A 23,495-nucleotide genomic window follows, 5' to 3' on the forward strand; every position below is an offset into this window, starting at 1 on the left:
GAGGCGCGGCGACCGGCAAGGAACCCGCGCCGGGTCCGCGGCCGGCCGCTGCCCCGAGTGCACCGGCGGCGGGAAGCGGCGCCCCTTCCGGGAACTCCCGTACGGCAGCAGCGCTCCCGCCCGTCGGGCTCCGGCGAGCGATGCCCCCGCACGGGGGTTCGGCGCCCGGTGGCGTCCCGGTGCGAGTACAGCGCGCGGTGCCGGGCACCGGTGACGCCGGTCCGGCGGTATCGGGTCCGACGGTCTCCGGTCCGGCGGGTCCCGGTCGGTCGGCGATCTCCGGTCCGCCGGCGGTGAGTGGGGGCACGCCTGCCGTACCGACCGGCTCGGCGCTGCCCTCGTCGGCCAAGTCGACTGCCCCGTCCGCTGGTTCGGCGTCCCCGGGTGCTGCGGGGGCGGCGACTCCGACGGCCGGCGCCGCCGGCACCGCGTCTCCTTCGGCGAGCACCGGACACAGTGTGCAGCGTGCCGTTCCCGCGCGTACGGCACCGTCCGCCTCCCCCGGCGGGTCTCCCGGGGGCACCGGCATGCGCTCCCCGGGCAGCGGCCCCGCCGCTGCTCGGCCGGTCGGCGCGGAACGTGGCGGGTCGCCGACGTCCACGCCGGGTCCGTCCGCCGCCACGACGGCCGCCCCGAGCACCCCGCGTCCGGGCGCGGCCGCGCCGGTCCCCGTGAGCAGCCGCCCCGCCGCCGACGCGAGCAGCCCTCCTCCCGCCGACGCCCCCACCGGGTCGTCGGCGCCCCGTGGTTCCGGTGCTGATTCCGGTTCCGCCACACGGGTCGGCTCGGCCTCCGGTGACGGTGGTCGTACGCCGGCCCCCCAGGTGCAACGCGCCGCGACCGCCCCCGCCCCGACGTCAGGGCCCATCGCGTCCTCGCGCGACGGTGGCCGCCCGTCGACCCCGAGCGTGCAGCGCGCCGCGACGCCCCATCCCGGTTCGGCTGCCGGTTCCCGTTCGGGTTCCGATTCGAGCGTGGCCGCCGGTTCGGGATCCGCCCCGGCGGCCCGCCCCACCGCGTCCACGCACGGCAGCGACCGCCCGTCGGCCCCGAGCGTGCAGCGCGCCGCGACACAGGCGGCACCCCACCCGGTTTCCGTTCCCGGTTCCGGTGCGGGGTCGAGGGGCGCCGCCGGTTCGGGGTCCGCCCCGGCGGCCCGTCCCACCGCGTCCGCGCACGGTGGTGACCGTGCGTCGACCCCGAGCGGGCAGCGCGCCGCGACGGCACCGGCCTCGGCCACCGGCCCCCGGTCAGGCCCCGCACGCGTCTCCCCCTCCCCCGTGCAACGCGCCGCGACGTCGACAACACCGGCACCGGCCTCGACGCCCTCCCGGCCGACGGCGACCTCCGCGCCCACGCCCGGCGGTCCTCGTACGGCATCCACCGACGGGCCAGGGCGGCGTGACGTATCAGCCCCCGTCCCGGTCGCCCCGCCCGCGCGGGCCGATGCGAGCGGTGCGGTGCCGACGCAGGCCGGGCCCGCGCTTCCGGCACGCTCTGCCACGAACTCCCCGGCGCCGACCACGGGTTCCGTTCCCGCGCCCACGCCGGTAGCCGCACCCGCGCCCCCCTCCGCGACGAGCGTTCAGCGGGCCGCCTCCGGTGCGCCCGCCTCCCGGCGTCGCGCGGGCCTCGGCGCGCCCACGAGCCTGCCTACGGGCCGACCGCATCCGGCGACGCCGCTCGGCCCGACCGCAGCGTCGCCGACGCCTCCCGCGACGCCGCCCCCCCTCGACACGTCACCCGCCGCCGCGTCCGCCCCCGCCGCCGGCAACCCGGTCGTACGGAGCGAGCCGCTTCCCCCGCCTCGGCGCGCCACCCCTCTCGGCGCTCCCGTGCAGCGCGCCGCCCTGCCGGTCGAGGCCACCGCGCAGCCCTCGCGCCCGGCGTCCGCGCGGCCCGCGCTGGGTGCCCCTCTCTCCGCCCGCCCCGCCCACGCCGCTCCGCTGAACGCTTCGAGCGGCATTCCCGTCGCGTCCCGGGGCGGCTCCTCCCGTGCGGGGGCCGGTCCCGAAGCCGTCTCCTCGGCGCTGCCCCCGTTCACGCCCCCCGTCGTACAGCGCAGCACCGGCACGTCCGGCACCGCCGAACTCCCGTTGTCTTCAGCCCCGTCCGCGTCCACCCACGGCATCAGCACCGGCACCGGCACACCGACGCATCGTCCGGCCCCGCTGCCGCAGCTCACCGCCCCCAGCGCCCCCGCGGGTGCCCTCCCCCCTACGGTCCGTCCCCCTGCGACGGCCGGACAGCACCACCCCGCACAGCCCGCCTCCGCATCCGTCTCCGTCACCGGCGGGCTTCCGGCGTCCCCGGCGCCCGTGCAGCGCCGCGCCGTCAACGCGCCCGTGCCGTTGCGCCGTACCGCGCCCGGCGCGGCCGTGGGCCGGCCCGTGGCCCGCCCGTACCCCACGTCCGGCCTTCCGCCCACTCCCTCGCCCTCGCCCCTGCCTGCGGACATGCCCTCGTCCATGCCCATGCCCACGCCCATGCCCTCGGCCCCGCCGGCCCCCGCCGTACAGCGCCGAGCGCTGCCCGCCCCCGTACGCCCCGCCGCACCGCCCGTGCCGTCGGGGCAGGCGTCGCCTCTCCCGAAGCCGGCGTCCGTGCCGGTCCCGGCACCCGCCCCCCGGCCGCTGCCCGCGCCTCCCGCGCCACCCACCCCGGTGGTCCAGCGGCGTACCGCCCCGCCGCCCCCCACGCGCGCCGCCGCCGGAACGGCGTCCGGCGCCAGCCGGGACGCGGGCGACCCGGCTCCCGCCCCCGCGCGGGCGCATCCCGGGTTCGATCCCCGCGCGCTCACCGACTTCCAGCTCGACGAGCTGACGCACCGCCTGACCGGCCGCATCACCCGGCTGCTGCGCACCGAACTGCGGCTCGACCGTGAGCGCATCGGCAGACTCCGCGACCCCCGTCACTGACCCGCCACCGACCCGCCACCGACCTCCGGCGTTCCCGACGCCCCCTCTCACGGAAAGGCCAGGCCCCGATGCCCTCCGATCTCGACCCGGGCTCCACCATCTTCTTCACCCTGACCATCGACGGCGAGAGCCTCGGGTTCTTCAACGGGTGTGAGGGGCTCTCGTCCCAGGTGGAGATCGAGCACCGCCAGGAGGGCGGCAACAACGGCTTCGTCTGGCAGCTGCCCTCCCGGGTCACGTTCTCCACGATCCGGCTGACCCGTCCCCTCACCCCGGACACCACCAAGGTCGCCAAGTGGATCTCGTCGGTCACCACGGGGGTGACCCGGCCGACCGCGCAGATCGCGGCGCTGCGCGCGGACGGTTCGGAGGTCGCCCGGTGGGGGCTCATCGACGTACTGCCGGTCAGCTGGCAGGGGCCGTCCCTCAGTCCGGACAGCCCGGGGGTGGCCACGGAGGTCCTGGAGATCACCCACCACGGCTTCACGGACTGAGCGGCGGGACCGGGACGGGAACAGCCAGGACTAGGCAGGGAGTACAAGCCATGGCCAAGGGAAGCAAAGGCGGCGCCGGCAAGAGCCTGGTCCGTGCCACCCTCGCGATCCACGAACCGCCGGTGGGCACGAGCACGACCCCCGGCGGGCTGATCAAATCCTTCGGGTTCGACTTCAACCCGGCACAGCTCCAGCTCGGCCGCCGGGCCCAGTGGAAGGTCACCCCGACGGCGGCCGTCCGGGACGGCTCCGTACCGGAGTTCATGGGCCCGGAGCCCCGCGAGATGACCGTCGAGATCTTCCTCGACACCTCGGACCAGCCCGGCAGCAACACCGTCCTGAAGAAGGTCGAGTCGCTGCTGGAGTGCTGCGAGGTCACCACCAAGAGCATCGCCGCCAAGCAGCCCTCGCCGCCGTGGGTGGTGTTCCAGTGGGGTTCCTTCTCCACGGCCCGTTTCACCGCCTACGTCAGCAGCATCGACGTCACGTACTCGCTCTTCGGCACGACCGGCGTCCCGATCCGCGCCACCTGCCAGGTGCGCCTGAACGAGATCCCCAGCAAGACGAAGGGCCAGAACCCGACCTCCGGCGCCCTGACCGCGCAGCGCGTGCACCGGGTCGTCGCCGGTGACTCCCTCCAGTCGCTGGCCTGGCGCGAGTACGGTGACGCCTCCGCCTGGCGGTCCATCGCCGAGGCCAACGGCATCGACGACCCCTCCCGCCTGCCGACCGGCATCGAGCTCGTGCTGCCCTCCGCCGAGGAGGTGCGCCACTAGTGGTCCAGTCCGCGTTCTCCAGCGTCATCCAGGTCACCCTCGGTGGCGGCCCCCTCCCCGTCGACATCGCGCCGCTCCTCGTCGACGGCTGGGTCGACCAGGGGCTCGGGGTGCCGGCCGCGTTCCGGCTCACCTTCCGCGACCCCGGCCGGCAGGTCCTGGGCAAGCTGGGCGTCAGGTTCGGCACCCCCGTCGTCCTCGCCCCGATCGCCGACGGCAAGGGCGCCTCCGACCCGCTTCTCACCGGTGAGGTCTGCGGTCTGGAGGCGGACTACGACGGCACCGGCACCTTCACCGTCATCCGCGGCTACGACTTCGGGCACCGGCTGATGCGCCAGCGCCGCGTCGCCGCCTACCGCAACCAGAGCGCCTCCGACATCGCGCGCAAACTGGCCGCCCAGGACGGCGTCCCGGTCGGGAAGATCCAGTCCACCAAGACCGTCTACGAGTTCATCAGCCAGGCCAACGTCACCGACTGGGACTTCCTCGCCCGGCTGGCCGACGAGAACGAGATGGTCATGTCGGTGGACGCCAAGGGCAAGTTCCAGTTCGTCAAGCCCGACCCGGCGTCCGGTGCGCCGCCCACCTCCACCCCCGGCGACAAGAGCCCGTTCGTCCTGGAGGCCGGCACCGACATCCTCCGGCTGCGGGCCGCCGTCACCGCCGCCGAGCAGGTCGCGACCGTCGAGGCGCGCGGCTGGGACGTGACGACGAAGAAGAAGCTCACCGCGACCGCGCCCGCCAAGACCAACGCCGGCATCAGCATCGGCACGACCCCCGGTGAGGCCGCCGCCAAGTTCAAGCCGGCCAAGCTGGTCGACGCGCAGACGCCGTACGACCGCCAGTCGGAGGTGAAGTTCGCCGCCGAGGCCCTGGCCGACGACGTCACCGGCTCCTTCGCCGAGCTGGAGGTCATCGCGCGCGGCACGCCGAAGCTCCGCCCCGGGCTGCCCGTCACCCTCGCGGACGTCGGCGCTCCCTTCGAGGGCAAGTACACCGCCACCTCCGTACGGCACGTCTTCGGCGACGGCAAGCACTACGAGGCCTGGGTCACGGTCAGCGGACGGCAGTGGCGGTCCCTGTACGGGCTCTCCTCCGGCGGTGGCGGCACCAACGGGCTGAACCTCCCCGGCACCACCAACGCCCTGGTCACCGACGTGCAGGACCCTCTCAAGCAGGGCCGGGTGAAGCTCCAGTTCCCCTGGCTCGACGACACCTACATCAGCGACTGGACGCGGGTCGTGCAGTGGGGCGGCAAGGCCGGCGGGTCCATCTTCCCGCTGGACGTCGGCGACGAGGTGCTGGTCGCCTTCGACCGGGGCGCCCTCGACCACCCGTACGTCATCGGCGGCCTCTACAACGGCAAGGACAAGCCGACCCCGGTCAAGGACGTGCCCCTGCACGACGGGGCGCGCCGCCGTGCCGTCCGCCACACCCTGTCCGACCGGGACGGCAACCGCGTCGACCTGCTCAGCCAGACGACCGGCGGCCGGAAGCAGGGCGTGCGGGTGACGTCCGGCGACGACAGGCTCGTCATCAACCTGGACCGGACGAAGACCGAGATCACCATCGACAGCAAGGGCACGGTCAGCATCAAGGGCAGCCGGGCGGTGTCGGTCGAGGCCGGCACCGACCTCACGCTGAGCGCCCGCCGCAACCTCACCATCAAGAGCGGCGCCCTCCTCACCATCCGCGGCAGCTCGGTCAACGTGAAGTCGATGGCGGGGGTGCTGTCCGTGGACTCGGCCGGTCTGCTCAGCCTCAAGTCGCTCGGCGCCGCGATCGTCAGCTCGGGCGCCACCGTCCAGGTCAACGCAACCGCCAACGTGGGCATCAGGGCCGCCACCCTCATGCTCCAGGGCGTGGTGATGGTCAACAGCAAGCCGTACCCGCTGCCGTGACAGCCAGACAGTTCTTCCAGAGTTTCAGAAGAAGGCAGGTGGCCCTCTGATGGCCGAGCAATTCGTCGGATCGGGCTGGGCGTTCCCGCTCCGCATCGGCCCGACCGGGGGCATCGCCCTGGTCAGCGGGGAGCGCGAGATCGAGGAGGCCATCCGGCTGATCCTCGCCACCGCGCCGGGCGAACGCCCGATGCGCCCGGAGTACGGCTGCGCCATCCACGACCTGGTCTTCGCCCCGGTCAACGAGGCGACCGCCGGGCGGATCCAGCACGAGGTGTACACCAGCCTGGACCGCTGGGAGCCGCGCATCGAGGTCACCGACGTCGAGGTCACCGCCGGCGCCGAACAGGGCGTGCTGTTCATCGACGTCCAGTACGCGATCCGCGGCACCAACAATCCGCGCAGTCTCGTCTTCCCCTTCTACGTCATTCCGTCCCATGACGAGCCGGGTCTTCCCGGTCCGTCCGGTACGGCTTCCGAAAGCGACCGCTGATGGCCCTGCCCTCCCCGAACCTGGACGACCGCCGTTTCCAGCAGTTCGTCGACGACGCCAAGCGCTACATCCAGCAGCGCGCACCGGAGTGGACCGACCACAACGTCTCCGACCCGGGCGTGACGCTCGTCGAGACGGTCGCCCACATGGCCGACCAGATCGTCTACCGCCTCAACCGCGTCCCCGACAAGAACCACCTCGCCTTCCTGGACCTGGTCGGCATCCGCCTCTTCCCGCCGTCCGCCGCCCGCACCGAGGTCACCTTCTGGCTGTCCGCGCCGCAGGACGAGCCGGTGCTCCTGCCGGTGGGCACCGAGGTGGCGACGGTCCGCACGGAGAGCGAGGAAGCGGTCGTCTTCGCGACGGAACGCGAACTCGACGTCGTGCCCAGCCGGTTGAGCCACCTCGTGGTGCAGCACCGGGGCGAGCCGGTCACCGACCGGACCAGCGACCTCACCGAGGGCAAGGACCTGCTCTGCTTCGCCGAGGCGCCGCAGCCCGGCGACTGCATGCTGTTCGGCCTGAGCGCGGCCGTCCCGCACTGCGCGGTGGTCCTGGAACTGGACAGCCGCGTCGACGGCGTCGGCGTCGACCCGCGCCAGCCGCCGCTGGTCTGGGAGGCGTGGACCGAGGACGGCTGGCAGGAGTGCGAGATCGACCGCGACGGCACCGGCGGCCTCAACCGCCCCGGCGAGGTCGTCCTGCACATCACCGGCGCCCACGTCCTGTCCCGCTCCGGCGGCCAGGAGGCCGGCTGGCTGCGCTGCCGCGTCACCGAGCCCCTCCCCGGCCAGCCGTTCTACACGACCTCGCCGACCGTGCGCTCGGCCGAGGTGTTCACGGTCGGCGGCACCGCCCCCGCCGTGCACGCCGAGACCGTCTACGACGAGGCCCTCGGCGAGTCCACGGGTCTGCCCGGCCAGCACCTCGCCCTCGCGCACGCGCCCGTCGTCGGCGACGACCCGCCGCTGCTGCTCCAGACCGCCGAGCACGAGGGCTGGTCCGACTGGCAGGTCGTCCCGCACTTCGCCGCCTCCGGCCCCGACGACCGCCACGTCACCCTCGACGCGGCCACCGGCGAGATCGCCTTCGGCCCGTCCGTCCGCGAACCCGACGGCACCCTCCGCCAGTACGGCGCCGTCGCCCCCAAGGGCTCGGTCATCCGAGCCCGCCGCTACCGCACCGGCGGCGGCCGCGCCGGCAACGTGGCCAGGGGCGCGGTCCAGGTCCTGCGCACCTCCGTCCCGTACGTCTCGGAGGTCGTCAACCGGGAGGCCGCGCGCGGCGGCGTCGACGGCGAGACGGTGGAGGAGGCGAAACTCCGCGCGCCGATCACCCTGCGCGCCCAGGAGCGGGCCGTGACCCTGCGCGACTACGAGGAACTCGCCCGCCGTGCCGCGCCCGAGACCGCCCGCATCACCTGCCTGGAAGGACAGCCCGACGAGCACGGCTCCTACGCGGTGCGGGTGCTGGTGGTCCCGCAGGCCGTACCGGATCCCGGCGGACGGCTCCGCTTCGAGCAACTGGTGCCCGGGGACTCCCTGCTGGACCGCATCACCCGCCATCTCGACGAGCGCCGCCTGATCGGCACCAGGCTGGCCGTCGGCCCGCCGTACTACCAGGGGGTGACGGTGGTGGCGACGGTCCACGCGTTCCGGGGCGTCGACACCGACCGCGTCCGCCGGCAGGCCCACGACGCCCTCTACCGGCATCTCGACCCGCTGATCGGCGGCGCGGACGGCAAGGGCTGGCCCTTCGGCCGCCCGGTGCAGTCGGGCGAGGTCTTCGCCGTCCTGCAACGCGTTCCGGGGGTGGAGCTGGTCGACCAGGTGATGCTGCACCCCGCCGACCCGCTGACGGGCAAGCGCGGCGAGGCGACCGACCGCATCGACCTGGCGGCCCCGGCCCTGGTGTTCTCCTACGACCACCGGGTGCGCGTGATCGGGGACGGCGCATGAGCGGCGCGAACGCACGGAAGGGAGCGGGGCGTTGAGGGGCTCTGTGGACGGACTCGGCTCCTCCGTGCCGATCGGCGCGATGCTTCCGGCCGTCTTCGCCGACGACGACCTGGCACAGCGCTTCGTGGGGGGTCTGGACGAGGTGATGGCCCCCATCCTCAACGTCCTCGACTGCCTGCCCGCGTACTTCGACCCGGCACTCGCCCCGGTCGACTTCACGCGCTGGCTGGCGGGCTGGGTCGGCGCGGAGACCGACGGCACGGAACCGGACGCGAGGCTGCGGGCCGCGGTCGCGGCGGCCGCCTACCTGCACCGGGTGCGCGGCACCCGGCGCGGCCTGTCGGAGACGGTCCGGCTGGCCTTCGGTGTGGAGCCGGAGATCTCCGAGAGCGGCGGCGCCGACTGGAGCGCCCGGCCGCTCGGCCCGGTCCCCGGCGACCCCCGGCCGCACCTGCACGTCACGGTCCGCCTGCCCGACCCCGGCCCGTCGGACGAGCACCGCCTGGACACCCTGGTGGCCGCCGCCCGCCCCGCCCACATGCCGTACACGGTCAAGGTGACCGCCGCCCTGACCGCCGCCGAAAGGACCCCGGAGAGATGACCACCCAGAACTGCGCCGAGTGCGGCACGCGGGCCGAGCCCGGCCAGTCGTTCTGCGACGCCTGCGGCGCCGTACTGAGCTGGACGGACCGCCCCCCGGCCCGCCCCGCCACGGGCACCGCCCCGGGCTCGGGCTCCGGGTCGAGCGAGGGCGCCGGGGCAGGCCCTGCCTCCGGGGCGGGTTCGGGCTCGGGGTCGACCCCCGGTACCGGGTCCGGGTCGGACTCCGGGTCCGCTGCGGGCTCCGGCATCGGCCCGGGAACGGGCTCCGGGTCCGGTTCCGGGGCCGGATCCCCTTACCCGTCCGGGGCGGCGGCCGGCGCCGGGGCCGGGGCCGGGGGTGCCGACTCCGGGGCCGGGTACCGCTCCGCGGAGGGTGCGCGGGAGCCGTCGGGCGCCGCGGGGCCGGAAGCGGTCGCGGTCTCCCGTCCGGCCACCACCGCTCCCTCCGCTCCCGCACCCGTCCCCGCCCCCACACCCGCCGCCTCCGGTACGGCGGTGGCGAGCGCGCCGGCACCCGCCGCGCCCCGCGCCACGCCCGAGACCACACCCCAGGCCGCCGCGCCGGCCACCGACGACCACGACCCGGACGACGAGGACACCACGGAAACTCCCCTGCCGGTCATCCCGCCGGAAGACGGCACCGCCGCTCCGTCGGGCACGGCACCGACCCCCGCGCACGCACCCGTAGCCGACGGGACCGCCCCCACCACCCCCGTACCGGCGGCGCACGCCCCCGCTCCCGCCCTCGGCGACACGATGGCCGCCCGGGCCCGCTCCCTCCTGGTCCCCGTCGCCGACGCGGAGCCCCGCCCCGCCGCGCCCCCGTCCGTGGCCCCGGTCCTGCCGGGCAGGCCGGTCGCGGACCGGCCGCAGGTACGCGCGCCCGGTCAGGTCCAGGGCGAGCCGTTCGGCGTCGCCTGCCCCTGGTGCGCCACGCCCACCAACCCCGACCGGCACTTCTGCGTCCGCTGCGCGATGCCGATGACGCTGGAGGACCGCTCCTCCCTCCGCCTCCCCTGGTGGCGCCGCCTGTTCAACCGCAACGGCGCGACCCCCTGGGCAGGCGACCGCCCGCGTCTGCGCCGCACGTTCGACCGCATCCTCAGCTGGGTGGTGGCGGCGCTCGTCCTCACCCTGCTGATCATCGCGGGGGTGAACACACCGGCCGCGATCCAGGCCACCCGCGACCACTTCGCCAAGCGGGCCCCGGTCGCCCCCGACTCGTTCGCGGCCTCGCGCTCCTACCCGGGCCACAAGCCGGAGCTGGCCTTCGACAAGATCAACAACAGCTGGTGGGGTCCCGGTGTCTCCCAGTCGGGCGAGGGCGAGTGGATCGAGGCCCGCTTCGACGAGCCGACCCGCCTGCTCGACCTGATCATCACCTCGGGCACGTCGGTCCGCCCCGACCAGCTCAACCAGTCGGCCCTCCCGCACCGCATCAAGGCGACGATCACCTTGAAGGACGGCAAGACGACGACCAGGGAGATCACCCTGGACCAGAGCGCGGGGGGCCAGCGACGTGCCTTCCGCGTGGGCGAGGTCACGAAGGTCCGCTTCACGATCGAGTCGTCGTACATGGCCTCCGGGAGCAAGCAGGTGTCGATAGCGGAGATCGAGTTCTTCGGTCCGTCCAGCGCGAACGCGACGTGATGACGTGACGGCCTGACGGCCTGACGGCCTGACGGCCCTGCGGCTGACGGCCTGCCGTCACGCACGGCTGACGGCTGACGGCTGACGGCTGACGGCTGACGGCTGACGGCTGACGGCTGACGGCTCACGGCTGACGGTCCAGTGGCCTGACCCGGTGGTTTCAGGGCCCTGGGTGATCGGGAGGGACGCCTCCTCGATCACCTGGGGCCCTTCCTCTCGGACATGTACTTGCGTAAGTCAAGCAAGCTATTTATAGTTGCCTGAGTTAAGCAAACTAGTTCACCGCTGTGGACGCCGTGGAAGGGAACCGCCGTGAAGTCGCTGACCTCCTTCGCCCGCTTCGTGGCCTTCGGCGGCGGCACCGGAGTCCTCTCCAGCCTCGCCGTCCCGCTGCTGGCGGCGCTGATGCCGTGGGCCCTGTCGAACGCGCTGATCACCCTCGCCTCGACCGTGCTGTGCACCGAGCTGCACGCCCGGTACACCTTCCGCACCGGCGGCCGCGCGGGCTTGCGCCGGCACTGGCAGTCGGCGGGTTCGGCGGCGGCCGCCTACGCGGCGACCTCCGGGGCGGTGCTCGCCCTGCACGCGATCGTGTCCGCCCCCGGCATGCTCACCGAGCAGCTCGTCTACCTCTCGGCGTCGGGCCTCGCGGGCACAGGCCGCTTCGTGATCCTGCGCGTCTTCGTCTTCGCGGCGACCGGCGCCGCCCACGGGACGGCGACGCCGAAGACGCCCGGCACGACCGGCACGACCAAGGCGGCCAAGGCGGCCAAGGCGGCCAGTCCGATCAGCCCCATCAGCCCGATCAGGGCGACGACGATCGCCCGTCCCCGGCGGAGCACCGCCCCCACCCCTGCCCCCGCCGCACGCCTGACGGCGGCCCTCAGCCCGAGCTGACCGTGGCCCGGGTCCGCCCGGGCCGACCGAGGCCCCGACCCGCCCGAGCGGATCGGGCCGACCGTGGCCCGGGCCCTGTCCTCACCGCGCGGACCGGCGCGCCTCCCTCGCCTCGCGGTCGACCGCCCAGACGTCCGCCAGCGGGCCCAGGTGCCCGAGCTTGTCGGGGTTGAGCACCAGGCGGACCGCCTGGATACGCCCGTCGACCACGTCGAGCACCAGGGTCTGGAGGACCTTGCCGTCCCGGTCCCGGTAGATCGCGCCGGGCTGGCCGTTGATCTCGTGCGGCTCGAACGTCACGTCGATCCGGGTCACCAGGACGGAGGCGGCGGCAAGCACGCGGGCCACGTTCCCGGCGCCCACGACGGCCCTGGCCAGCTGCGGGGCCTTGCCGCCGCCGTCGCCGACCATCGCCACGTCGGCGGCGAGCAGTTTCTGGAGGCCGGCGACGTCGCCTTCGCGAAGCGCGTCGAAGAACCCGGACGCCAGCTCCTCCCGCTCTCGGCGGTCCGCCGCGAAGCGGGGCCGGCCCTCGGCCATGTGGCGCCGGGCCCGCACCGCGAGCTGGCGGCACGCCGCCTCCGAACGCCCCACGGCCGCCGCGACCTCGGGGAACCCGAACGCGAACACCTCCCGCAGCACGAAGACCGCCCGCTCGAGCGGGCTGAGCCGTTCGAGCAGCAGCAGCGCCGCCACCGACACCGAGTCCGCCAGCTCCGCCGACCGGGCCGGATCCTGGTAGGGGTCGCTGAGCAGCGGTTCGGGGAGCCACTGCCCGACGTACTGCTCCCGCCGGACGCGGGCCGAGCGCAGCACGTCGATGGAGAGCCGGGTCACCACGGCCGAGAGGTAGGCCTTGGTCGACACGGGTGAGGTGGGGGAGGTCTCGAAGCGCAGCCAGGTCTCCTGGACGGCGTCCTCGGCCTCGCCGACACTGCCGAGGATCCGGTAGGCGATCGAGAACAGCAGCGGTCGCAGTTCCTGGAACTCCTCGGTCCTGCCCATGCCGACTCCTCCTTGACGTCATCCGCGCGGTCAGCGGCCGAAACGGCCGACGGCGACGAAGGCCGCGCAGGCGAGATAGACCAGGTTGAGCACCACCAGTCCGTACTCGCCCAGGCGGCCGTGTGCCATCATCGCGCCGGCCATGAGCAAGATCCAGCAGACGGTGGTCACCGGCACCGGAATCGGCGCGATACCGAGCGCGGCGGGCAGGATCAGGCCGGCCGCGGCCAGCAGCTCCAGGATGCCGAGGGTCTTGACGAAGGGGGCGCCGACGTCGGCGGTCCATCCCCCGCCGTGGAACGCGGCCGGCGTCTCCTTGCGCACGAACGTCTTGGTGACGCCACCGGCCAGGGCCAGGGCGGCCAGCAGCCCGGCGGTGATCCACAGCGCGAGGTCCATCGTGCACTCCTTGATCGAGGCTTGTCCTTCCCGTGCTTCCTGGGACGAGACAGGGGCCTGCGCCTGTGACATCCGCGCCCGGCGAACGTACGACTCCGCGTGCGTGACGAAGTCGTCGACGAGGCGGTGGACCGGGGGGCGAGCCGACGCAGGTCGTCCGGCGCCCGGTCGGCGAGGGCGAGGCTCATGCCCCGGCGCGGAGAACGAAAGAGTCCCACCCCGTGTGACACGGGATGGGACTCTTTCGCATGGAGCGCCGGGCAGGCCTTGCACCTGCATCTCCCCGCAGGAAGCGGGGCATCTTTCCTTGGACGACCAACGCAGAGGACGTTCACCGTTTCGCTTTCCCGGTGACCGGCTCAAGATCCAGCCTACCCCATCTCCGGGGTGTTCTTGACCGTGTACATCGTCAGGCCGGACGCCGCGTCAGGCGACGTCGCCGACCTTCAGTTCCGGTCCGACGACGAGGGTGACGACGCCCGGGGCGGCCGAGGCGTCGGCGGTGGCCTTGCGGCCCGGCAACCGGGAGGCGAGGACGGCGGCCTGACTGTCGAGGCCCGTCGGATAGGTGACGGTCGTCCTGGTCACCGTCGCGGGGGCGTTGCCCGTGCCGGTGACGGTGTAGCCGGCGTCCTTCAGCTTCTCCGCGACGGCGGCGGCGCGTCCGGAGACCCCGGTGCCGTTGAGGACCTGGACCCGCACGGTGGAGGCGTACACCACGTTCTTCTTCGCCGCCTCCAACTGCGGCTTGGTGACCTCCTTGTCCTTGGCCAGGGAGGTGAACAGGTCGGCTGCCTGCGGGTACTGCCAGACCACGTTGGCCTTGTCGGTGGGCTGGTCCGCCTCCCGCCCGTAGTTGGGCACGGTGAGGAAACTCAGCCGGTCGCTCGGTATCCCCTTGAGCTCGTCGGCGAGCCCGTAGAGGGGCTTGATGCCCGCCATGTCGGGGTCGGTGGTGAGCGACTTGGTGATCGACTGGAGGAAGCCGTACATCGCGTCGGCGCTGGTGAGCTTGGACTTGGCTTTCTTGGCCAAGGCGTCCATGAACTCCTGCTGGCGTCCGATGCGTCCGATGTCGGAACCGTCCCCGACGGCGTAGCGGGCCCGCACGTAGCCGAGCGCCTTCTCGCCCTTGACGGTCTGACAGCCGGCGTCCAGGTCCAGGTGGGCCTTCTCGTCGTGGATGGCCTCCTTGGGGCAGACCTCGATGCCTTCCAGCGCGTCGACCATGCCCTTGAAGCCGGAGAAGTCGACCGACATGAAGTGGTCGATGCGCAGACCGGTGTTGGCCTCGACGGTCTTGATGCTGCACGCGGCGGCCTCGCCGACCTTGCCGTTGCTGCCGCCGAGCGCGAAGGCTTCGTTGATCTTGAAGTGGTGGGGGGAGGACGAACTGCCGTCGCCCTTCTGACAGCTGGGTATCTCCACCCACGAATCGCGCGGGAAGGACACCACCGTGGCCCATTCACGGTCGGCCGGGATGTGCAGCACCATCAGCGTGTCGGACTGCATGGTGGTCAGGTCCTTGCCGTACTTGGCGTTGGCGCCGTCACGGCTGTCGGATCCGACGATCATGATGTTCTTCGAGCCGGGGCTGAGGTTCTCGGGCCGGTTCTCGCCCAGCTTGTCGTCCACGTCGGCGGAGTTGATGTTGTTGTTCAGGTCGTTGTAGACCCAGGCCCCGACACCGCCCACCCCGAGGACGACCACGGACGTCACGCCCGCGCCCCACACGAGGATCCGCCCCCGCCGAGTGAGCCGCGTCCTGCCGGCCCCGCCCGTCCTGCCGACGGGTCCGCCCGTCCTGCCCGTGCCGCCGTGGCCGGCCGCCTCCACCGGAGTACGTCCGCGCCTCCTCGTCCCGCTCACCGGCGCTCGCCCCTCCGCCTCGGCTGTTTCACCCCGTACACCGTGCTCGGATCGTCGGCGTTGGTCGCCGCCGAACGTCGGAACCCTACACGCGTGCAGGAATACGTCCCGAAAGCACAGATGACTCAGGAGACTCACAGAGCCGCCTCAGGGTTGCCCCCGAGGACACGGGGGCCGCCCGAACGTCGGCGCGGGCGATCCCGCCGTCCGTTCGGCCTCCGGCCTCGGCGCGGACCAGGGCAGCAGTACGTCGACCACCCACGCGCCCGGCCCGCTCGGGCGGGCCGGGGCAGGGGGACGCGGTACGGCGGCCGGTCATGGGCGTCGGCGGCGGCACCCGGGAGCGTGGTGAAGGGCCGCATGACACCCTTCAACCCGGCAGGCGAGCCGCCAACGCTCCGTTCGATCAGGGGGCGTTGACCAGGTCCACCGGCGGGACGGACACCGTGCGGGCGCCCTCGGTGCCGCCCAGGACGACCTTGCGCAGCGAGACGTTGTTCTTGGTGTTGGTCTCCTGGAGGCGGTTCGCCGGGTTGGCGACGACCTGGATGTAGTAGGTGCCGTTCGGCAGGCCGGTGATGTCGAAGGACTGGCCGGGACGGTACTGGGTGTACGTGTCACCGGAACCGACGTCGAGGACCTCCCGCACGGAGATCGAGTTCTGCTGACCGCAGGCGGTCGACAGGTCGGTGTTGTTCGGGTGCCAGTTGGCGTTCTTCACCGTGTAGTCGATGGCGTCGGTGTTGGCGAGGCAGAACGCCTCCTTGCCGCTCTTGACGATCTCCTTCTGGTCGGCGGCGAGCAGCCGGTAGCTGGCGAAGTCGGTGAAGTGCCAGTGCTCGTGACCGATGCGCGGGTCCCACTCCATGGTGCCGGCGGGCGCGTACCCGACCTGCTTGCCCTTGGCGTCGTAGAAGTACTGGTACGAGTCCATCAGGTCCGCGCCCGGCTTGCGGAAGCCGTCCACGACGAGCGGCGCGGGGCCGGCGTTCCAGACGTTGGCGCTGAAGGCGAGGTAGTCCTTGCCGGCCACGTCGCCGTCCTCGCCGTCGGTGACCGCGATGTCCCAGGCCGGCAGCGAACGCAGGTCCGGCTTGGGCACGTTGGCCGGCGCGCCGGCCCGGCCGGTGGGCCGGGCGGTGGCGGCCTTCAGCGCGGGCGCGACCCGGGAGCCGTCGGTGTGACCGGCGCCGTCGCCCAGGTGGTGGGCGAGACCGCGGGCCTCCAGGGCGTGCGAGAGCGCGGAGGGCGTGGGGGCGTCGGCGCCCCGGGGGCCGTAGTGATGCCCGCCCGCCATGCCGGCCATGCTCGCCATGCCTTCCATGCCCGCCATGTCGTGCGACGCGCCGTGGGCACCGGAACGGGTGAGGCCGGCCCCGCCGCCCCCTGTTCCGCCTTCCTCGCCGTCACTGATCTCCCGGACGGTCAGCGCGATCGTCGGCCGGTCGTCGGGGATCCCGAACAGGTCGCGGTACTTCTTCGCCACCGCCACCTTGACGGTGTACTCGCCCGCGGCCAGGTCCAGCGGCCTGTCGTAGTCGAAGGCGGAGGTGTTGGCCGCCCAGCCCTTCTCCACGCCCCACACCGAGCCGAGTGTGAAGGGGTTGGTGGAGCAGCTCTCGGGATAGTGCGAGGTGGCCGGGGCGTCCGGGCGCAGCCGGCCGGAGGCGTTGTTCAGGCAGAAGTTGCTCTTGCTCTTCTGTACCTCCACCCCGGCCGCGTTCTTGATGGAGACCTCCAGGAAGTCCGGGAGGCCGCCGAAGTCCTTGACGAGCCCGGCGGGCAGCGTCTTCGTCGTCACCTTCGACCCGTTGCGCAGGATCTGCTGGGCGACGATCGGGTCCTTGTACGACTTACGGGTCACCTTCAGCTCCAGCGGAGCGTTGTCGACGGTGACGTACGTACCGAGGTCGAGGTAGACCCCGGCGTTCCCCTCGTACCGGTCGGCGGTCACGGCCTTCGACGCGGCGACGAGCTTGAGCTTCGGCGTTCCGGCCGGGCTCGCGGGCGCGGCCCCGGCGCCGGGTGCGGACCCGGCGACGGCGGCCACGACGGTGAGCGCGGCCCCGGCGGCGAACGCCCCGCGCTTGATTCCCTTGCGGTGTTGCGATCTGGTCATCGGTTCCTCGTCTGCGAGTGCCATGGTCAGTGGCATCGGACTGGACAGCCCGGATCTCCAGCCGGGACCGATACGTCCCCACGGACCCGGCCAGAGCTTCGAGCTACCTGTGAGAGAGGTAAAAGGCGTGCCAGGGTTGCCTGTTGGGCCGGGCCGGCCGAAGAACGTCAGAGGTTGTAGCGGGGTTTCAGGTGGCGCCAGAAGTCCCGCAGCATCCACTTGTCGAATTCGGTGATCTGGGTGGCGCTGCCCGCGTTCATGAGGAAGCAGCACTGGCCGGTCGGGGTCCAGTCGTAGAAGTCGTCGAGGCCGAAGGTGTGGCCGACTTCGTGCAGGTAGATGTGGATGTTCTCCTGGTTCAGGACGCCGGTGAAGTACTCCTGGCCGACGCGCTGGCCCCAGTCGCCGCCGGCGCCGCCCTGGAAGCCCTTGGTGAGCCAGAGGGACTGGTCGTAGTGGCGGGCGGTGCCGCCGGGGCACTTGGAGTAGTTGGCGTCCTGGTGGAAGAAGCGGCCGCAGTCGGGGGCGCACTGGGGGGCGCCGGCGTCGTCGAGGACGCCGGAGTAGATGTCCACGGAGTTGTCGGTCCACTGGAGGGTGGCGCGGTTCTTCACCGCCCAGCCGACGATGTTGACCGGGACGGTGGTGTAGGGCCAGTTGTCGTAGGCGCGGCCGTTCTCCAGCTGTGCCGCCATCCACTTGGCGAACTGCTTCTTCAGGGCCGCGTGGATCTGGTCGCGCAGGGCGGTGCTGACGGGGGCGTCGGACTCCCAGCGGACGCAGTAGTTGATGCTGCCCTTGTTGGCCATGACCTGGTCCCAGCCGTAGTTGCGGAAGCCGTAGAGGTCGGGGTAGGTCGTCGAGACGTGGTTCCAGACCTCGTTCAGGGGCTGGACCAGGTCGGCGGGCGGGTTCCACTCGTCGGCGGCAGCGGCTCGGGGGGCCGCGACGCCGGTCGCGTGGAAGAGGAGGGCGGCGAGTGCCGCGAGGACGGTGAGCAGTCGGGCGAGGGGCCGTGCGGGGCGCCGTGCCGGATGCCGGGCGGGGGGCCGTGGCGGGTGGGTGCGCATGGTGAACTCCTCGTGTGGGGTACGGGATTCACTTGCCTTCGCGGGTTCCGCGATCGTTCGACCAGTGGTTGCCGCCGGGGCGCGAGCAGGTTGCCGCTTCCGGCCGTGGCGTCCGCGCCCCGCGCCTGCGTATCGACGTCCTCCGGGGCAATCCGGGCCGCCGGCTTTACGAACGGCACGGCTTCACGTTCGAACACGAGGACCCGGTAGACGTGTTCCTGGTGCGCGAGCCCCGTCCCCGGCCCCGTTTCCGTCCATCATGAGCCGGTGTTCCGCCTCCTTCGCTCCCTGCGCGCCCTCCGGGCTCCGCTGACCGCGCTTCTCGTCGCCTGTGTCCTGCTCGCCGGGCCCGCCTCCGTTCCGGTCGGGCGGGGGGTCGGCGCGCCGCCCGGGGCCTTCGGCGCGTACGTCGGGTACGACGACGCCGGTGTACGGCGGATCGCGGAGCTGGACGGGTGGCTCGGGGCGGCCGTGCCCCGGGTCGGGCACGCGTATCTGCCGGGGGACCGGTGGAGCAACATCGAGGGGGCGCCGGGGTATCTGGAGTACTGGGCGCGGTGGCGGCAGGAGCGCGCCGACCGGATGTTCGTGCTCAACGTGCCGATGCTGGAGGGCACCGAGGAGCATGTGCCCGACCGGGTCGTGCGCGACGAGCTGCGCAGGGGCGCGCGGGGGGACTACGACGGGCACTTCCGGGCGCTGGCCCGGCGGCTGGTCGCGCTCGGGGTGCCCGACGCCGTGCTGGTGGTGGGGTGGGAGATGAACGGGATCACCTACACCCATCGGTGCGGGCCCGACCCGCAGGCCTGGAAGCGGTACTGGGCGCGGATCGTCGTCGCCATGCGGTCCGTGGACGGCGGGCAGCGGTTCCGGTTCGAGTTCACGCCCAGTCGCGGGGCGGACGCCGTCCCGTGGACCGCGTGCTATCCGGGCGACCGGTTCGTCGACGTGATCGGCATGGACGCCTACGACCAGCCGCACGGCATGTCCTTCGAGGAGCAGGTCGACGAGCCGTACGGCCTCGCCGCGCAGGTGCGGTTCGCGCGGGCGCACGGCAAGCCGGTCTCGTATCCGGAGTGGGGGCTGTTCCGTAACGGCGACAACCCGGAGTACGTGCGGGGCATGCTCACCTGGTTCGCCGAGCACCGGCCGCTGTACCAGACCATCAGCGACTACTGCCCGCACGGCGTGTGGCGGTGCTCCGGCAATCCGAGGTCGTCGGCCGTGTACCGGTCGCTGGTCGGGGGGCCGTTCGGCTGAACCCGGCCGCCACGCGGGCCGGGTGCCGTTCGCGGCCGCCCCACCGGTCCGATGATCACACGATGGGACGAGAACACCACGCGCGCCTCCCACGAACGTGGGCCCGCCTCCATGCCACGACCACGGCCACGACCGGAGCCTCGACCTGGGCCGCCCTGCCGGCCCTCCTCCCGGCCCTCCTCCTTGCCCTTCTCCCGGCCCTCCTGCTGCTCGCGCTCGCCGCCGTGCCCGCCGGAGCCGAGGGCGACGGGTTCCGCAAGGAGGCCGCCCGGGCCGTCCGCGCGCACGAGCGGGCCCGCGAGCAGGTCGACCGGCTGCGCGAGTCGGACGCCTCCCCCACCGAGGTCAAGGACGCCGAACGCCGCCGTCAGGCCCTCCGCTCCGGGCTGTGGGACCTGCTGTGGAGCACCGGGCGCAACTCCGGCGATCCGGTCGCCGTCGATCCGTCCGGGCGGGACAGCCGCTGTCCGTTCGGGGACCGCAGCCGCCCGCCGGAGCGGAGCGGCCAACCCTGGACGGCACCGACCCGCCGCTACTGGCTGTCCGCGGGCTACGCCGCCAAGGGCTCCCGCTGGGCCCACCGGCACACCGGCCAGGACTTCGCCGTGGACTCCGGTACCCCCGTGTACGCCGTCGGCTCCGGCACCGTCCGCGCCACCACCTGCGGCGACGGCTTCGGCAACCAGGTCGTGATCCGCCACCGCGACGGCTACTTCACGCAGTACGCCCACCTGTCGCGCATCGACGTACGCAAGGGCGGCCGTGTGACGGCCGGTCAGCGCATCGGCCTGTCCGGCGCGACCGGCAACGTCACCGGCCCGCACCTGCACTTCGAGGTGCGGATCACCCCGTACGTCGGATCCGCGGTAGCGCCGCTGCCCTGGCTGCGCCGCAAGGACGTCCAGGTCACCGGGGCGACCGCGACGCCCTGGGCGCGGGCGGTGAGCGGGGGAGGTACTACGCCTGCCGGGGGCGGTAGGCGGCCAGCGCCCAGATGACGAACACGTCGATGGCGATCTGGACGACCGCCCAGAACGGCGCGTACGGCAGGAACAGGAACTGGAGGATCAGGCTCAGGGAGGCCAGCGCGAGGCCGCTGATCCGGGCCCAGCCGGCCCACTCGCCCCCGCTGAGCAGCCCATAGCCCGTCACCACGGCCACGATGCCCACGACGACCAGGACCCAGCCCCAGCCGGTGAGGTTCATCTCGTAGACGTAGGAGCCGACCCGGGCGTAGACGTCGTCCTTCGCGATCGCCGCGATGCCCTGGAACACGGCGAGGAAGCCGCTCACGAACATGAGCACGCCGCCGAACACGACCCCTCCGGCGACCAGCCCCCCTTGGGCCGGCGGGGGTACGGCCGGGCCCGGCGTGCCGGTGCCCTGATGGGACGGGTCCCACACCCGGGGGCCCTGTGACGGCTGGGAGTGCGGCTGATCGCTCATGGCGCTGCCCCGTCTCTGTGTCGGTGCTCGTCGGTGCTCGGTGGTGCTCGTCGGCACTGGTCGTGCTCACCGGTGTGCGCCGGTGCGCTCCACCGACCCTCCGTCCGGACGAGGCCCGTCACCACGGGGGTGCGCCGTACGGGTGACCCGGCATGCGGACGGACGGGACCGCCCCTTCACTGGAGGAAGGCCCGCGGACCCCTCAGGAGGAGACAAGATGCCACGCACCAAGGGCGTGCTGCTGACCGTGGCGGCGATCTGCTGCGCCACCGTGCTCACCGGCTGCTCGGACGAAGACACCCCCTCGTCGGTGTCGTCCGCGGCCAGCAAGGCCGCCTCGGCGGCCGAGTCGCTGGGCAGGGAAGCCACGGCGGCCGCGTCCTCCCTCGCCTCCGGCTTCGCCTCGGACCTCGCTTCCGGGGCGTCGTCGGCGCTCGCTTCGGCGACGGCGAAGGCGGGCCGCGAGCTCGGCGAGATCAAGGACGGCGTCGACGTGAAGTCCGACGTGAAGCTCGGCACCCCGGACACGGATCAGGACGGGCGGGCCACCGTCGAGGTGACCGTCTCCAACACCACCGACAAGTCGAGGTCGTTCGCCGTCCAGGTCGACTTCACGGACTCCTCCGGCAACCGGCTCGACACGGTCGTCACCACCGTCTCCGACGTGGCCGCGGGCAAGACCGGCAAGGAGACGGCCCGCAGCAACCGCACGCTGTCCGGCCAGGTGAAGGCGGAGGTGGCCCGGGCGGTGCGGTACTGACGCCGACCACGGAGACGTCCGTCGCGGGCCGGCTGCTGCGGGAGATCGTCACCGACCCACACCGCCTCCCCGAGCATCTGGCCCTCTTCGCGGTGCGCCACCTGGGCCCGGTCGCGTACCGCACGACCTCGACCCAACCCCCGCCCACACGAGCCCTGTTGCTCTCCCGGGGCCGCCGCGCCACGGTCACCGAGGGCGCGTTCGTGGGCGGCCCGTTCCTCGTGCTCATCCCGGTCGCGTTCTGTGCCGCCCTGCTCCGCCAGACCCGCACGATCCTGGAGCTGGCGGCGCTGACCGGCCGGAATCCTACGGAGCGGGATCGTGCGGCCGAACTCCTGGTGCTGCAAGGGGTGTACGACGACGTCCCCGCCGCCCGCACCGGCCTGACGGCGTACACCGTCGACACCCCCGACGACCCCGACCCCGACCCCGAAAGCCAAGACCTCACAGGCCCCGCAAGCCCCTCGAAGTCCGCCGGCCCCGCGCGTCGGCGAGGCCACCCGGCCGCCCTGTGGACCCTCACCGTGCGCATGGCCCGCCTGCTCGGCCTCCTCACCCCGGCCGGCCCCGGCGGCCGTCCCCGCCGCTCGGTGCAGGCCGCGCGCTGGCTGCTGCTCGCCGCCGTGATCGTCGTCGGCCTGGCCGCCCCGCTCGTCTGGCTGCCCTACATGGCGAACTCCTACGACCGGGCCACCACCCGGCTCCACGACCGGGCCGTCCGCTTCTACTTCCCGCAGGCCGGGGCGGACGACGACGCGGCAGCACCGCCCCGCCCGCGCCGCCCCGACCCGGCGTCCCTCGCCGGCGCGGGCCGCGCGCTGCTGTCCCTCCTGGTGCCGGTGGGGCTGGTCGTCGGCGTGCTCGTCGCCGACCTGCGCATCGCGGGCGGCAACTGGCCGGTCCTGGGCATCGCGCTGACCGCGGGATCGGTGGGCACGGGCGCGGTGTGGCTGTGGCGGCGGCACCGGCGATAGGGACTCAGGCCATCCAGAAGAAGACGGACGTCATCCGCTTCTCCGCCAGGGTCGTACCGGAGTAACCGGTCGCGCTGTGCACGAGGTTGGCGCTGTAGAGGAGCAGCCGGTTGTACCTGTGCGGCACCCGTACGTCCTCCTCGAAGGCGTCCGGCGCGACGAACCGGGTGCCGAGCGCCTCGACGAGGTTGTGGTGCGGGGCCTGGACGACGTTGCCGCCGAGCCGGCCGCCGGGCAGGGACTGCCGGTAGAAGCTGGTGCCGCAGTCCTCGGGGACCTCCGGGTTGAGGTACAGCACGGCCGCGTACCGGCACAGCGCCCGTGAGTCGGAGTGCGGCCGGGGAGTGCTCTCGCCCGCCCCCACCACCTGTATGCAGTTGTGGTTGAGCGTCCCGCCGCCGGGCGCCCGCTGCACCCACAGCTTCGGTGCGCCGGTCGCCTTCCTCACCAGCCTTTCCACGCGCCCGAGTTCACCGGGTTCGAGGCCGGGCATGGCGCGCAGGCCGGGCCAGCTCTCCGAGGTGTACGGGTGTCCCCTGACCCAGTCGTCCTTGGCGAGGCAGCGCTCCCGGATCGCGGCGATGTCTGCCTCGGGGAAGACGTCGTCGATCACCCAGTAGTCGCGGCCCCTGGTGGGCTTGCGGTAGGGGAGCACGGGGAGCGTGGCGGCAGCCCGTACGGGCTGGTGGGGCCGCTGTGGCATGGACATGCGGCGAATCTAGGTCGGGGGATCCTCATGACTCGCCCTCCCGATCGTCCGCACTCCTCCGCGAAGTGGTCAACATTTCGCCGCGCCGGTCAACGGCTCGCCAACCACCGCAGCCCGGCGCGACCGGCCGGGGACCGCGTCGGCCGCGTGCCGCCGCGCGGCTGAAGCCGCGATATGCGAAACCTGTCAATTGG

General features: G+C 73.2%; 20 protein-coding genes and 1 pseudogene. 14 read left to right on the forward strand and 7 right to left on the reverse strand.

Going from position 1 to position 23,495, the window contains the following annotated elements; all coding sequences use genetic code 11:
* Positions 1-1,835: 1,835 nt before the first annotated feature.
* The 9 genes from OG440_RS17715 (at position 1,836) to OG440_RS17755 (ending at position 11,690) form a co-directional block, all read left to right on the forward strand.
* On the forward strand, positions 1,836-2,918 hold the full coding sequence (locus OG440_RS17715; protein WP_406007796.1) for a hypothetical protein: 1,083 nt from the start codon (positions 1,836-1,838) through the stop codon (positions 2,916-2,918).
* A 68-nt stretch (positions 2,919-2,986) separates the two neighbouring features.
* A complete protein-coding gene (locus OG440_RS17720; RefSeq protein WP_020132884.1) occupies positions 2,987-3,412 on the forward strand; it encodes a phage tail protein in 426 nt (141 codons plus the stop codon).
* 50 nt (positions 3,413-3,462) lie between these two features.
* On the forward strand, positions 3,463-4,188 hold the full coding sequence (locus tag OG440_RS17725; protein ID WP_362530467.1) for a peptidase M23: 726 nt from the start codon (positions 3,463-3,465) through the stop codon (positions 4,186-4,188).
* The gene (locus OG440_RS17730; RefSeq protein WP_406007797.1) at positions 4,188-6,089 is read left to right on the forward strand and encodes a VgrG-related protein; all 1,902 of its coding nucleotides are present in this window, start codon (positions 4,188-4,190) and stop codon (positions 6,087-6,089) included. The genes OG440_RS17725 and OG440_RS17730 overlap by 1 nt, the downstream gene beginning before the upstream one ends.
* 49 nt (positions 6,090-6,138) lie before the next feature.
* Entirely contained in the window at positions 6,139-6,582 is a 444-nt protein-coding gene (locus tag OG440_RS17735) for a GPW/gp25 family protein (protein ID WP_020132881.1), read from the forward strand.
* Positions 6,582-8,540: a putative baseplate assembly protein gene (locus OG440_RS17740; protein ID WP_406007798.1), complete on the forward strand. Its 1,959-nt coding sequence runs from the start codon at positions 6,582-6,584 to the stop codon at positions 8,538-8,540. The genes OG440_RS17735 and OG440_RS17740 overlap by 1 nt, the downstream gene beginning before the upstream one ends.
* Positions 8,541-8,571: 31 nt before the next feature.
* On the forward strand, positions 8,572-9,141 hold the full coding sequence (locus tag OG440_RS17745) for a phage tail protein (RefSeq protein WP_406007799.1): 570 nt from the start codon (positions 8,572-8,574) through the stop codon (positions 9,139-9,141).
* Complete coding sequence (locus OG440_RS17750) at positions 9,138-10,793, forward strand: NADase-type glycan-binding domain-containing protein (RefSeq protein ID WP_406007800.1); 1,656 nt, start codon at positions 9,138-9,140, stop codon at positions 10,791-10,793. Before OG440_RS17745 ends, OG440_RS17750 begins: the two co-directional genes overlap by 4 nt.
* A 312-nt stretch (positions 10,794-11,105) precedes the next feature.
* Positions 11,106-11,690: a hypothetical protein gene (locus OG440_RS17755; RefSeq protein ID WP_406007801.1), complete on the forward strand. Its 585-nt coding sequence runs from the start codon at positions 11,106-11,108 to the stop codon at positions 11,688-11,690.
* An 81-nt stretch (positions 11,691-11,771) separates the two neighbouring features.
* Here OG440_RS17755 and OG440_RS17760 read toward each other — a convergent pair whose 3' ends face one another.
* The 5 genes from OG440_RS17760 to OG440_RS17780 all read right to left on the reverse strand — a co-directional run bounded on the left by OG440_RS17760 (position 11,772) and on the right by OG440_RS17780 (position 18,152).
* Positions 11,772-12,695 carry an RNA polymerase sigma-70 factor gene (locus OG440_RS17760; protein WP_406007802.1) on the reverse strand — a complete coding sequence of 308 codons (924 nt, stop codon included), beginning with the start codon at positions 12,693-12,695 and terminating at the stop codon, positions 11,772-11,774.
* 30 nt (positions 12,696-12,725) lie between these two features.
* On the reverse strand, positions 12,726-13,094 hold the full coding sequence (locus OG440_RS17765) for a DoxX family protein (protein ID WP_406007803.1): 369 nt from the start codon (positions 13,092-13,094) through the stop codon (positions 12,726-12,728).
* A 426-nt stretch (positions 13,095-13,520) separates the two neighbouring features.
* Positions 13,521-14,813 (reverse strand): LCP family protein, encoded by a 1,293-nt coding sequence (locus tag OG440_RS17770; RefSeq protein ID WP_406007804.1) that lies wholly within the window; start codon positions 14,811-14,813, stop codon positions 13,521-13,523.
* A gap of 556 nt (positions 14,814-15,369) precedes the next feature.
* A complete protein-coding gene (locus tag OG440_RS17775) occupies positions 15,370-17,082 on the reverse strand; it encodes a lysyl oxidase family protein (protein WP_406007805.1) in 1,713 nt (570 codons plus the stop codon).
* A 167-nt stretch (positions 17,083-17,249) separates the two neighbouring features.
* The gene (locus tag OG440_RS17780) at positions 17,250-18,152 is read right to left on the reverse strand and encodes a hypothetical protein (RefSeq protein WP_406007806.1); all 903 of its coding nucleotides are present in this window, start codon (positions 18,150-18,152) and stop codon (positions 17,250-17,252) included.
* Between the two features lie 125 nt (positions 18,153-18,277).
* On the opposite strand from OG440_RS17780, the pseudogene OG440_RS17785 reads away from it, so the two are divergent.
* The 3 genes and pseudogenes from OG440_RS17785 to OG440_RS17795 form a co-directional block, all read left to right on the forward strand.
* Positions 18,278-18,415 (forward strand): annotated as a pseudogene (locus OG440_RS17785) (GNAT family N-acetyltransferase); the annotation flags it as partial.
* Between the two features lie 4 nt (positions 18,416-18,419).
* Positions 18,420-19,412, forward strand: coding sequence for a glycoside hydrolase family 26 protein (locus OG440_RS17790; RefSeq protein WP_406007807.1), 993 nt, complete (start codon positions 18,420-18,422; stop codon positions 19,410-19,412).
* Positions 19,413-19,474: 62 nt separating this feature from the next.
* Positions 19,475-20,410 (forward strand): M23 family metallopeptidase, encoded by a 936-nt coding sequence (locus tag OG440_RS17795; protein WP_406007808.1) that lies wholly within the window; start codon positions 19,475-19,477, stop codon positions 20,408-20,410.
* Here the strand turns inward: OG440_RS17795 and OG440_RS17800 are convergent.
* A complete protein-coding gene (locus tag OG440_RS17800) occupies positions 20,370-20,858 on the reverse strand; it encodes a hypothetical protein (protein ID WP_406007809.1) in 489 nt (162 codons plus the stop codon). The two genes, OG440_RS17795 and OG440_RS17800, sit on opposite strands and share 41 nt — an antisense overlap.
* A gap of 217 nt (positions 20,859-21,075) precedes the next feature.
* Here OG440_RS17800 and OG440_RS17805 point away from each other — a divergent pair, with 217 nt between their 5' ends.
* Both OG440_RS17805 and OG440_RS17810 read left to right on the forward strand, forming a co-directional pair.
* Positions 21,076-21,618, forward strand: coding sequence for an FxLYD domain-containing protein (locus tag OG440_RS17805; protein ID WP_406007810.1), 543 nt, complete (start codon positions 21,076-21,078; stop codon positions 21,616-21,618).
* Between the two features lie 92 nt (positions 21,619-21,710).
* Positions 21,711-22,592, forward strand: coding sequence for a hypothetical protein (locus tag OG440_RS17810; protein ID WP_406007811.1), 882 nt, complete (start codon positions 21,711-21,713; stop codon positions 22,590-22,592).
* Positions 22,593-22,596: 4 nt separating this feature from the next.
* On the opposite strand, the gene OG440_RS17815 is transcribed toward OG440_RS17810, so the two are convergent.
* The gene (locus OG440_RS17815) at positions 22,597-23,301 is read right to left on the reverse strand and encodes a DUF6445 family protein (RefSeq protein ID WP_406007812.1); all 705 of its coding nucleotides are present in this window, start codon (positions 23,299-23,301) and stop codon (positions 22,597-22,599) included.
* Positions 23,302-23,495 lie beyond the last annotated feature (194 nt).

Source organism: Streptomyces sp. NBC_00637 (genome assembly GCF_045161545.1).
Lineage (GTDB): Bacteria > Actinomycetota > Actinomycetes > Streptomycetales > Streptomycetaceae > Streptomyces.